This window comes from Dyadobacter sp. BHUBP1, assembly GCF_050587785.1.
Classification (GTDB): domain Bacteria; phylum Bacteroidota; class Bacteroidia; order Cytophagales; family Spirosomataceae; genus Dyadobacter.
In genome coordinates this window covers 378,315-390,233 of the sequence record NZ_JBOBIH010000005.1, presented here as the reverse complement: position 1 = coordinate 390,233, position 11,919 = coordinate 378,315, and the positions used below count along the sequence as shown (strand labels likewise).

The 11,919-nt window shown below is 49.6% G+C and carries 11 protein-coding genes; 5 read left to right on the top strand and 6 right to left on the bottom strand.

Going from position 1 to position 11,919, the window contains the following annotated elements; genetic code table 11:
• Positions 1-6: 6 nt before the first annotated feature.
• Positions 7-1,026, bottom strand: a complete 1,020-nt coding sequence (holA, locus tag ACQ4MZ_RS21640) for a DNA polymerase III subunit delta (protein ID WP_430848388.1) — start codon at positions 1,024-1,026, stop codon at positions 7-9.
• Positions 1,027-1,086: 60 nt separating this feature from the next.
• Positions 1,087-1,689, bottom strand: a complete 603-nt coding sequence (locus ACQ4MZ_RS21635; RefSeq protein WP_430848386.1) for an ACP phosphodiesterase — start codon at positions 1,687-1,689, stop codon at positions 1,087-1,089.
• A 97-nt stretch (positions 1,690-1,786) separates the two neighbouring features.
• On the opposite strand from ACQ4MZ_RS21635, the gene ACQ4MZ_RS21630 reads away from it, so the two are divergent.
• Positions 1,787-2,302: an FKBP-type peptidyl-prolyl cis-trans isomerase gene (locus tag ACQ4MZ_RS21630; RefSeq protein WP_430848384.1), complete on the top strand. Its 516-nt coding sequence runs from the start codon at positions 1,787-1,789 to the stop codon at positions 2,300-2,302.
• A gap of 72 nt (positions 2,303-2,374) precedes the next feature.
• Here the strand turns inward: ACQ4MZ_RS21630 and ACQ4MZ_RS21625 are convergent, their stop codons facing one another.
• Positions 2,375-2,857: a deoxycytidylate deaminase gene (locus ACQ4MZ_RS21625; protein WP_430848596.1), complete on the bottom strand. Its 483-nt coding sequence runs from the start codon at positions 2,855-2,857 to the stop codon at positions 2,375-2,377.
• Between the two features lie 72 nt (positions 2,858-2,929).
• Between ACQ4MZ_RS21625 and ACQ4MZ_RS21620 the strand changes: the two genes are divergently transcribed.
• Positions 2,930-4,015: a DUF922 domain-containing protein gene (locus ACQ4MZ_RS21620; protein ID WP_430848382.1), complete on the top strand. Its 1,086-nt coding sequence runs from the start codon at positions 2,930-2,932 to the stop codon at positions 4,013-4,015.
• Positions 4,016-4,018: 3 nt separating this feature from the next.
• Here ACQ4MZ_RS21620 and ACQ4MZ_RS21615 read toward each other — a convergent pair whose 3' ends face one another.
• Genes ACQ4MZ_RS21615 through ACQ4MZ_RS21605 form a run of 3 tightly spaced genes read right to left on the bottom strand, consistent with a single transcriptional unit; the run spans position 4,019 to position 8,012 of the window.
• Entirely contained in the window at positions 4,019-5,800 is a 1,782-nt protein-coding gene (locus tag ACQ4MZ_RS21615) for a ComEC/Rec2 family competence protein (RefSeq protein ID WP_430848380.1), read from the bottom strand.
• A gap of 6 nt (positions 5,801-5,806) precedes the next feature.
• Complete coding sequence (locus tag ACQ4MZ_RS21610) at positions 5,807-7,084, bottom strand: T9SS type A sorting domain-containing protein (protein WP_430848378.1); 1,278 nt, start codon at positions 7,082-7,084, stop codon at positions 5,807-5,809.
• Positions 7,065-8,012 carry a PhoH family protein gene (locus ACQ4MZ_RS21605; RefSeq protein ID WP_223409580.1) on the bottom strand — a complete coding sequence of 316 codons (948 nt, stop codon included), beginning with the start codon at positions 8,010-8,012 and terminating at the stop codon, positions 7,065-7,067. Before ACQ4MZ_RS21605 ends, ACQ4MZ_RS21610 begins: the two co-directional genes overlap by 20 nt.
• Positions 8,013-8,260: 248 nt before the next feature.
• Between ACQ4MZ_RS21605 and dnaB the strand changes: the two genes are divergently transcribed.
• The 3 genes from dnaB (at position 8,261) to ACQ4MZ_RS21590 (ending at position 11,757) form a co-directional block, all read left to right on the top strand.
• The gene (gene dnaB / locus ACQ4MZ_RS21600) at positions 8,261-9,880 is read left to right on the top strand and encodes a replicative DNA helicase (protein WP_430848376.1); all 1,620 of its coding nucleotides are present in this window, start codon (positions 8,261-8,263) and stop codon (positions 9,878-9,880) included.
• Positions 9,881-10,000: 120 nt separating this feature from the next.
• Positions 10,001-11,299 (top strand): C10 family peptidase, encoded by a 1,299-nt coding sequence (locus tag ACQ4MZ_RS21595; protein ID WP_430848374.1) that lies wholly within the window; start codon positions 10,001-10,003, stop codon positions 11,297-11,299.
• Positions 11,296-11,757, top strand: a complete 462-nt coding sequence (locus ACQ4MZ_RS21590; protein ID WP_430848372.1) for a hypothetical protein — start codon at positions 11,296-11,298, stop codon at positions 11,755-11,757. Before ACQ4MZ_RS21595 ends, ACQ4MZ_RS21590 begins: the two co-directional genes overlap by 4 nt.
• Positions 11,758-11,919: the final 162 nt, after the last annotated feature.

The window sequence follows — 11,919 nt, the reverse complement described above, 5'->3', positions numbered from 1 at the left end:
TGCGGATTAATGCACGATCTTGAAAACGAGTTCCCGCAGTAGCTCTCCTTCGGGAACGCTGGTGCCGTCGAGGCCTTTCAAACGCCCGTCGCATTCGCGCAGGTAATGGATAATATTGACCACCTTACCCATCGGGTAATTTCGTGCGGCCAGCAGATAATCTTTAACAAAATACGGATTGACACCCAGTTCGGCTGCCAGCCCCTTTTCCGATTTGTCGCGCGCTGCATGCGTGAGGAGCAGTTTGGAGAAAAACCCAAACAGGATGATCAACACCGGAGCCAGCGGATTATCTTTCGAATTAGATGCAAAAAAAGCGGCTATCTGATTCGCTTTCAGCACATCGCGATGCATTAACGCCTTTTGAAATTCAAATACATTGTATTCCTTACTGATCCCGACAAACTTCTCGACCGCCGCGGCATCGATACCTTCGTCTACCCGCAGGTTCACCATGATCTTCCGGATCTCGTTTGAAAGCCGTTTCAGGTCGTTACCAATGTTATCGACGAGCATTTGAACCGCCTTTGGACTGATTTTTACACCCTCTTGCTGGCAGAATGCGCCCACCCAGTCGGGCAGCTTGTTGTCGTACATCTTTTTGGATTGCACCACCACCCCATTGGCATTGCAGGCTTTCAAGTAAGATTTCCGCTCGTCGGCATTGGCGTGGTAACAAAATACCAGCACCGTGCTCGGAACAGGATTTAGTGCATAATCTTCGAGGCGCTGCTGCTGTTCCTTTTGCTCGATTCCGTTCAGGCGGTGCGCTTCTTTCACCAACACCAGCTGACGCTCGGCCATGAACGGAAAGCGGCGCGCATAGCTCAACACGCCGGCTACATCGGTATCTTTCCCGTAAAGTACAAATTGGTTAAAACCCCGCTCAGATTCCGGAACCACCTTGTTTTCAAGTTCTTCTGCAATCAAATCAATGTAGTAAGGTTCATCTCCATGCAGAAAATACAGAGGACGGAACTTCTTGCTTCTGAGCTCTTTAAGGATAATATCGGGTGTTTGTGCCATGGATTTGCAGATTGGGACCTGAATGGAGTCCGGACACCAAATTTACCGATCCGCGCCGATTTATGCCGCGTTTTCAGCGATAAATTGACCAGCCTGCCGGCGCAGTTCCGGAAAAAAAGACAGGAATTTCGTGTAATAAAACTCCTCATTCGCCCGCAAATCGCTCACAGCCGTGGAAATAGGCGCTAAAAACGCAGCACGGCGTGAAAGCCTGTGAAATGTGGTATCGATACCTTCCAGTGTGGCATACGTATTCAGCCAGTCCTGACGGATCATCGAGCGTACCATAGGCACCATCGTTTCCGGGATCAGGTGCTCGTTCCTTTCAATAACCGAATACATCCGGTGGGCGTATATAAAAAGAGGTTCCTTATGATAATGCTCGAAGTTTTTGGCCAGGAAGTAATCGAAGTAAATATCCATCACAATACCTGCCAGTTTCCCCTGGGTAACGGCCGCTACATCTTTGGCTTCCAGGACTTCGGGATGTGTATCCGTAAACGAATCGATAAAACGGTGCAGTTTTAACCCGAGCACATAATCGGGGTTCCAGGTTGCGGTTTTTTCATCGCTCAAACGCCCTTTAATGAAATCCCCGACATAATTGCCCATCATCACTCCTTCATTCTCCCCTGATAGCAAAATATGCGCTAAAAAATTCATCTAAATGACATTTTGACAAAATTCCCGTACGTTTGTTCCCATACTTTTCCGGGGAACAATTCTTTTACAACAACCATCATTTTAATCAAACTAGCAAATGAAAGTCGAAAAAAATAGCGTTGTAGCGCTCACATATAGCCTCAGCATTCCGGACTCGGAAGGTGAAACGGATGTGGTGGAAGTGGTCACCGAAAACGACCCGATGTATTTTATCCACGGTATCAGCGGTTTGCCGGAAGGTTTCGAAAATCAGATCGAAGGCCTGTCGGCCGGTGATGCTTTTGAATTTACTGTAGCTCCCGAGGAGGGTTATGGCGAATATGATGAAGAAGCGGTCGTAGACCTGCCTAAATCGGTCTTCCAAAACAGCGAGGTAGACGAAAACGAGTTGCTGCAAGTGGGCAACATTATCCCTATGACGAATGAAGATGGTGAAAGACTTCACGGCCAGATTGTCGAGATCCACGACGACGTGGTAATTATGAATTTCAACCACCCGCTCGCGGGCAAGGAAATGCATTTTGCAGGCAAAATCCTCAGCGTACGCGCGGCCACACGTGACGAGCTCGACCATGGGCATGTACACGGGGTCGGCGGGGTGCATCACCATTAATAATTTTGAATGACTGAATGATTGAATGATTGAATAGACATTATTCGGTCATTCAATCACTCAATCATTCAGTCATTCAGTCATTCCCTTATACTGCTCCACTTCCACGCCAAACCTTCTCAGGAATTCCACGCCTTCTTCGACGGCAATACCTTTATAGGCCGCATAGGAATGCAGAAAAATCACTTTTTTAATCTTCATCGTGTAAATCACCCGGGCGCAGGCAATGCAGGGCGCCAGCGTGACGAAAAGCGTCGATCCTTCGATATTTGAACCGTTTTTCACGGCAAAAAGAATGGCATTCTGTTCGGCATGCAAGGCCAGGGAACAGCTTCCTTTCGCATCGCGCGGGCATCCTACCCCTGGAAATTCTTCATCGCAGTTATGCGTGCCCGCGGGGGGGCCATTGTAGCCAATTGAAATAATCCGCGTATCCTTCGTTAGCACCGCACCGACCTGCGCTTTTATGCAATGTGAACGTTTGGCAAGATTTTTTGCCAGGTCCATGTAAATGTCATCAAATTCCGGCCGCAAATTCGTTGTAGGTATTGTCATTCTCTTTTCCATCCAAAATTAAGGGTACAAAATTAGGGAAATGACGGCTGGATTCAACGCAGTTTGAAAAGTATGACCCGAAGCATTGCCCTTCTTTTTGTTCTGACCATGTTCGTTAACCCGCTTTTTGCGCAGCAGGACAGGTCGGTTGTTACCCTTTCCAAAGATCCCGAAGGCCTTTTCAAATCCTATAAATTCTTCATTCAGAACGTCGAAGACCAGCGCCCGCAACCCGGGGCTGCGTTGGGCAAAGTGATCGCGTTGGGCAAGGAAATTCCAGCGGTTCTGGCCGGGAAAGCGGAAAATGAGCTATTCTCCTACTGGTCGTACCTGGCACCGAAGAAGGAGCAATCGCATTTACCGCTTTACATTACCATTAAGGAGTTGTCCGTCAATGAAAAGCGTGTAGGACCAAACCGGGTCACGGGGGAAGTCCGTCTGAATGTGCGGTTTAGATGGTACCGCGACATGCAACCGGTGGAGCTTACCGGTTATCAAACGGCAGCTAATTATACCAGGCCCGAGACTGCGTTCACCCACGACAAATTGATCAAACAACTTGTAGACCAGGCATTAGTCCATTTTCAGAAATGGATGGTTTCCAATGCGGGTAAAACGCCGGCGTTGGTGCGCAATCTGATACTGACATTCAGGGAAATTAACAACACAGCCTCCGAGGACACGGTTTTCTATTCGCCAAAACGCCCGCTGATCTGGGACGATTTCAAGGTCAAAAGTGCAAAACCCGGCAGCCGGTATGCCGCGGCAGTATTTACCAGTTTTGGTTACGAGGGGCGCTCCTACCCGAAAGACGACGATCTGGTAGTTGAAATCGGTTTGAAGATATTCATGGTTAAAAGCATGTCGTGGGGCCGGCCGGAGTCGCGTAATGCGGGCACATTGCGTCACGAACAGATCCATTTCGATATCACGAGGCTCGTTGTCGAGAAGTTTAAAGAGCGCCTCAGAAAGGCCGAATTGACCATTGCAGACTACGATAGCGAGATCCAATACCAGTTTTTGGAAGCATTCCGGGAAATGAACCGGGACCAGGAGCAATACGACGGGGAAACAGGACACGGCCTGAATGCCGGCGCACAAGCCGCGTGGGATAAAAAAATCGCGCAGCAGATCGAAGCGCTCTATTCCGTGCAGTAGCGTTTACGGTGCAGTAATGCGGATGATTTGCTGAATTTCATGGTTTACCGCATAGTTCTTTACATTGAAATCAAATGCACGGATATCCTCCGTAAACGACTTATCGCTTAAAAGGTAAAGCTTGTTTCCTGTTTTAAAGCTCAATACCTGATGTTTTGGAACCTGGAAAATCACCGGATCAGCATTCCAATATACACTCAAACTTCCTGCTATTGAAACAGTTGCAAAAAGAACCGCTCCTGCAACCGATACTTTTAACCAGCTCAGTGAACGGGCAAACCAGGCATACCAGATCGCAAAAAAGAGCAAGTACAGCAAAGCGACCTCCAATTTGTTCAAATGCAAATTTTCCAGCAAATGCCCCGGCAGCATCCGCGGAACCGACGCCGACCAATCGGTTAGCTTCGCCGAGAAAGTTACTAATTGTCCTGTTAACCAACCCAGCCACGAAATTCCCGTAAGACCGATCAGCAGCATTACCAGTGCCGCAGGCAGCAGGATATTCGTAAACGCGACAACGAGCGGGTTGACAAGCCAGAAATAGGTCGGGAATTGATGAAAATAGAAAATACCGAGCGGAAATGTCGCGATCTGTGCCGAGAATGCCAATGCCGTAACCTGCCAGATAAATTTAAAAACGCGGTTTCCAGGTCTCAAAATGCCGTAAACAGGCTCGTAAAACAAAAAAATGCCCGCCATCGCCAGATACGACAGTTGAAATCCGACATCATACAATGCGCACGGGTCCAACAGCAGGATGATGAGAGCCGAAAATGCCAGCGTATTCATGGGATTATGCTTTCGTTCAGCGACTTCCGCGACAACCAGTACCATGCACATCAGCGCGGCGCGCTGCACAGAGGGCGGTAAACCCGTCACTAACGCATAAAAATTGAGCAATGAAGCCATCAAAATCAGATAAATCCATTTACCGAACCGCCAGCGCTTCACCCAGCCGAAGGACATGCTGATAGCCAGAAAAATAATCGCTACGTGCATTCCCGAAACGGAAAGAATATGCACGGTACCTGAGATCACATAATCGCTCACCTGCTCGGCTCCAAGGTCGTCGCGCCGGCCCAGCAACATGGCCTTAACAAGCCCATACGCGGCGGAATCGCTCACATAGGTGCGAAACTGACCATCCGCCCATTCCGATATTGCTTCCGGCCAGTAAGAAGGATCCGTACGGGAACCCGCTGGAATCAGTTTGTACGAACGATCGTTCACAAATGCGGTAAAGAGAATGCCCCTGTTGCGCAAATACCCCGCATAGTCAAACTGTTCGGGATTTGCCGGTGCAGCAGGACGCTCCAACCGCCCGTTCACCAGCAGCAGGTCTCCGGCTTGTGGAATGTCAGAGAGGCTATCCGGCAGGTAAATCAATGCTTTCACAGGGTAATTAACCCATTGATTTTTCAAGCCGAATTGTTTGGTACGAACCTCAAAACGAATGGAATTACTGCGTTTTTCGGGTATAGTCGATACTTCGGCAGTATAAGTGGTGTATTCCAATACATCAAGCGAAGCAATTTGAGCATCCTTTTCCGCTTCAACCCTTATTTTGACTCCGGCTCCGAGCAAAAACAGCCACACCGCCAACGCGACAGCAAAGGCGGTCTGACGGCCAAACCGGTACAATAAGATACATCCGAGGCTCACCAGGGCCAATGCCGTTAAAACAAAAACAACCGGCACACCGCCGGTTGTACGCAATGCGTCGCCCGCCAATATGCCGGTTGCAAGGAATGTTACTACGCTGACAAACGGAGCGCGTGATAGCATGGATGTTTATCGTACAACAAAACGTTTCGTGATAGTCTTATTAGCAGTCGTTACCTTGTAATAGTACAAACCGCTTGGAAAGTTTTTAACGTTGAGATAAGTACGGTTGACGGTATCCTCCGTCACTTTCTGGCCCTTTTGATTGTAAACGGACACCGTGTAATTTTCGAAATTCGGTGTAAAGATGTTGGTAGTCAAAGTTTCCCGGACCGGATTAGGGTAAATTTCAACCAGTAATTCATTCGTCGAAATCTTCGAATACTCTACCATTTTCGCTCGCCTGGGGCTTAACGCGAGCACCGCATGCATCCGCTCCTTCTGGTCATTCGTAAAAATGCTCATGCAAACATCGGGCGAGTAATCCATGTAATTTTCGATCATATTACGTGTCACGGCCGTACCACTGCATTGCGAATAGACCGGCGAGCACGAGACATCCGTAGTCTCGTTTTTAGTATTGGCCGTTGGCGTATCATCGCAGTAATCGGTGCCGCAGGTGCTATCGCCCCAAATGTGGATCAGGCCCAACCAATGCCCCACCTCGTGCGTGGTGGTCCGGCCGAGGTTATAGATCCGGCTCGTGATCGCGTCGGAATTACGTCCGAAATAACGGAAATCAATGATAACTCCGTCCGTCAATGCATCGGTTTCAGTGTTTTCGGAAGTGGCGAGACCTGCGGTGCGATTGTTAAGCTCCGTTACAACGGGAAATTGGGAAGTTCCCAAATAGCGGTCATTCAGCCGGGTGACCCAAATATTAAGGTAACGGTTTGTAAACCAGGCAGGTGAGATATTTGCGAGGTCATCCGCATCGGTAATCGGGCTGAACTGTGAAGTCGCGTTATAAGTACGCACCACCGACACCAATCTGAAACGAATGCCTGTATCGACAGCCAGTGAATCGGTATAAAAGCCTTTGTAGCCGGATGTATTACCATAGTCCTCGTTCAGCACGTCGATCTGGCTCTGGATCTGAGCATCGGAGATGTTCCCGTTCCCCGCCCCACCGATCACATTATCGGCCCGGTTATGAACAACATGCACCACCACCGGAATCGTGATCACCTCGCTCGCGCTCGTACGTGCACCCGCAGCAGAGCGTACGTAATCCTGGATCGCCTGCTCCGATCGGATCCGCAGGTTCCTCAGGGCCGGGTTTTTCAATAGCCGTACTGAGTCGCGTTCCGTGCTGGCGCAGCGCGTAACGAGTGAGTCCTGTGCTCTTCCGAGCACAGAAACCAGCAAGAGGCCGGCCAGCAACAGGCTATTTCTCCGATTTTTCATACGCAGCAAGAATGTCCTTCACCAAACGGTGCCGCACCACGTCAGAACCATCCAGTTCTACAAAACTGATCCCTTTAATGCCCTTCAAAACTGTCAGAGAATCGATCAGACCCGATTTAAGGTTCTTCGGAAGGTCGATCTGCGACTTATCACCGGTAATGATCGCCTTGGAGCTCGGGCCCATCCGGGTCAGGAACATCTTCATTTGCATCGGGGTGGTATTCTGGGCCTCATCGAGCAGAATGAATGCATTGTTCAGCGTACGCCCCCGCATGTAGGCAAGCGGCGCGATTTCGATAACCCGGCTTTCCAGGTACAATTTCAGTTTTTCCGGCGCGATCATATCATCAAGCGCGTCGTAGATCGGGCGCAGGTACGGATCGATCTTCTCTTTCAGGTCACCCGGCAAAAAACCCAGGTTTTCGCCCGCTTCCACAGCAGGGCGTGTAATGATAATTTTCCGTACTTCCTTGTTTTTCAATGCCCTCACGGCTATGGCCACGGCAGTGTAGGTTTTTCCGGTACCGGCCGGACCAATCGCAAACACGAGGTCATATTTGCCGGCCTGTTCGACAAGAAGCTTCTGATTGGGTGTTTTGGCTTTTACGACAAGCCCCTTGTTGCCGTAGAGGATTACGTCATCGTCGTCCTCGCCGGTGGCTGCCGGCATTTTAGCGATGCCGTTCAGGTAGCCTTTGACATTGTCGTTGGTTATTTTTCCATACTTCTGGTAATGTGCCAGAAGCGAGTCGATTACGTCTGTGATTCGGATAATTTCGGGGGCAGTCCCCTGAATGCGGATCTCGTTTCCGCGTGAGATGATTTTACTTTCGGGGAAAGCGGCGGCAACTTCCTTGATATTCGAATTGTGAATGCCCAGAAAATCGACCATGGATACGTCTTCGAGTGTGATGATTTTTTCCAGCAAATGAATCAGTGTTTAATGTTTCTCTATTGTTTGTAAAATTTAGTAATAATAACCAACATTTGTAAAACATAATCGTCGAAAAAACAATTAACCGCCCAAATCCCGGACGAAAAAATCAGCGTTTCCGGACCAAGTCTTTCATTATCAGACACGGACAAAAAAGTCGTGTGGCAGAAAAAAAATTATTGCGCCAAAACTCCCCGTCGCCGCTTTCGTTGAAGGCCTCCAATGATTAACTTTGTCTTAATATGGAAAACGAAAAGGCATCTAATAACTACCCCAGGAGTGGCTCCAAAACCGGCAACGGTACGAAGCGGGCTTTCACTCCGAGAACGCCATCCAACGATCAGATTTTCAGCAAATTACCCCCACAGGCCATCGATATGGAAGAGGCGGTCCTGGGCGCGCTGATGATCGAAAAGGATGCCCTCACGGCGGTCGCGGATATCCTCCGTCCGGATAGCTTTTATAAGGAGTCGCATGTGCGTATTTACAGCGCGATCGTCACGCTCTTCGCTGACTCGGAACCCATCGATATGCTGACGGTGACGGCCAAATTGCGCAGTACCGGAGAACTCGAAATGGTCGGCGGGGCATCGTACATCATGGAGCTGACGAGCAAGGTCAACTCCGCGGCCAACATCGAATTCCACGCCCGCATTATCTCACAGGCTTATATCAAACGGGAGCTCATCAAAGTATCGTCTGAGATTCAGCGCGAGGCCTACGAAGATACGACCGACGTGTTCCGGTTGCTCGACAAAACGGAACAATCGCTTTTCGCGATTTCAGAGTCCAATATCAAGAAAAATTACGCCGACATGGGCGCGCTCATGCGCCAGGCACTGGCCGAACTCGACCAGAAAAAGAATAACAAGGACGGTCTCACCGGGGTACCATCCGGTTTCAGTGCACTCGACAGGCTGACTTCCGGCTGGCAGAAGACGGAATTGATGATCCTCGCGGCTCGCCCCGGTATGGGTAAAACCGCGTTCGTCGTATCCTCCCTCCGGAATGCGGCGGTGGATTTCAATATTCCGGTGGCGATATTCTCTCTAGAGATGTCGTCGGTACAGCTTGTCAATCGTTTGATATCCGCTGAGGCTGAGATTGATAGTGAAAAAATCCGTAAAGGAAGCCTCGCACCGCACGAATGGGAGCAATTGCACCACCGCATTCACCGGCTCACCAATGCCCCCATTTATATTGACGATACCCCTGCCCTTTCGGTACTTGAACTGCGTGCCAAATGCCGCCGTTTGAAAGCCCAGCACGACATTCAGATGATCGTAATCGACTACTTGCAGCTGATGACCGGCGATACCGGCGGGAAAAGCCCGGGTAACCGTGAACAAGAAATCGCGATGATCTCGCGATCATTAAAAAACCTGGCGAAAGAACTCGACGTGCCGGTAATTGCCCTGTCACAGCTGAGCCGGGCCGTTGAAACGCGGGGCGGTGAAAAGCGTCCGCAGCTCTCCGATTTGAGGGAATCCGGCTCGATTGAGCAGGATGCGGACATGGTAATATTTTTATATCGTCCTGAATATTATGGCATTACAGAAGATGAAGCAGGTAACTCGGTAGCAGGTGTAGGTGAGGTAATTCTGGCTAAAAACCGTGCGGGTTCGCTGGATACGATCCAACTTCGCTTTATTGGTAAATACACCAAATTCGCCGACCTCGATTCAGGTTTTACGCCTGCTCCATTCTCGATCGACCGCCCGATCCAGACCTCAAATCCGATATCCTCATTCGAAAGCCAGGCCAAACCTACCGCACCTCCCATGGGCGGAACACTCCGCAGCCGGGCCAATGATCTGAGCAATTTCGATTACAAAGGCCCCGATAGCGAGCCGCCGTTTTAAGATAATCGGCAAAAAATTACCGTTTGCACATTCTCCAGTTACCGCTTGGTTAAAGGATTGTGTAACCGCTTCACTAAGTTAATTCATTTGGATAGTCATCATTCTAAACAGACTATCCAAATGGAAAAAACTTCATGCAAACTTCTCATTACCGTTCTGGCGCTCTGCGCCCTCATTCAATGCAGGCAGGAAATCAATTCTCCCTCGCCTGATGTGCCCACGCATTCGAACTCACTGGTTATCACGGCAAAAGAAGCGCAAAAACTGGCGCTGGCAGGACTATCAACCCCGTCAGACGCCACCTCCAGAACCTCTGCCGCTGCTACCGGGACTACGAAACGCATCAAAAGCATCCGCACCTTGAACGACGACGAGGGTAACCCATTAATGCACATCGTGCATTTTGAATCAGACGCCCGCCCCGACGCCGGTTTCGTCATCATCGCAGGCGACAAGCGGGTAATCCCCATCCTCGCTAAAGGCGACAGCGGCACATTCAACCCCGACGGCGGAAATCCCGGTCCACGCATCTGGATCGAGCACGCAAAAGCCGAAATAGCAGCTGGCAAAAAGGACGTTGCCACGCCGGAAAAGGGGGTTGAACTGATGTGGCGCAGGCTAGCAGAAGGTAATTCACTCACAGGCAGCCGAGCGAACAACGAAGACCCTATCGATCCGACGAATTGCCCGCCGGATACTTATTACAGCAGCGGGACATTGATTAACTCGCATTGGGGGTCATCAAAGGCATACAGTATGTATTGTCCCTCAAAGAATTGCGATGGTTGTCCAACGGCAAACGCCGGTTGTGGCGCGGTCGCGATTGCTCAGGTCTGGAATGCCAGCTGTAATCAGAAACCCGCGACTTACTCCATTGCGCCTGGGCCCGTAACCAACTACAACTTTCCTTTAAACAATTCAATTTCGACAGCCAATTGTACGTCCGCAAATACGGCTGATCAACAGATTGCCAATATGATCCGCGTCGCTGGAATGTATGCCGGCTCCGACTATAGCAACTTTGGCTGCAACACCGTAACCTGGCGCGAAAATATCAAAAGCGCATTTCAGGCAGCCGGCTATTCGAATGCTGGCAAAAGGTCAGCATTCGGTAATGTTTACAATGACGTCAGAACAGAGTTAACGAGCGGCCGTCCGGTAATCACGGATGGCACAAATCAGTTTCTTGGCTTTAACAACTGGCACATCTGGGTAATCGCAGGCATTCAGGAAACCATTCTGCATGGCGTCGTAGAGCTCTACGGTGCGGCAACCTGTATGGCGTGGACATACAATTTGTACTACTTGAACTGGGGCTGGAAAGGATCGGATGATAACTGGTACGCCCTGGGAAACTTCGTAGGAAATGGACAAAATTATGACACAGCACTGAATGTAACCTACGGAATGAGGAAATGATGAGAAAAATTAACGTACTGGTCGGGCTGATATTCGCCATCGTATTAGCATGCAGTCCCCGGGAAATCGCCATCGTGTCCGGCATGACCTTCAATTCTCAATATGAAGCGGATCATACTTACCACGCCAAATCCAAAACGACAGTGTATTACGACCAAATTCATACCCGCACATTGACTTTCAAAAGCGGGGATACGCTGATCGTGGAGGATAACGGGAAAGTGACGTCAGTCGTATATAGACTCGACTTTTACAACTGGTATGGCAAGCAGAAGCTCGCCAATGCCATTTACGACGGCGTAGATTCCGCATTCAAGAGGAGGACTATCAGAATCACGTTGAACGAATTCGAAAAAGAGAAATTCGCCCTTGTAACCAGCGAAGTGATGAACGGTGATTACGACCCTGCCGCCGACTCGGTTTGGACTTACTATAAATACCGGGATCCGAATAAGTAATGCATCGTCAGGTGGGGTCATTTTGCGGTCAAGTCTGGTCAAGTGTGGTCATGTATTGTCAGCTGTGGTGAAGAGTAGTCAGGTGTAGCAAGATTGTTGGAGAAGAACCAAGTGGAACAGTACATGACAATACTTGACTATGCCTGACAACACGTTTTCTCT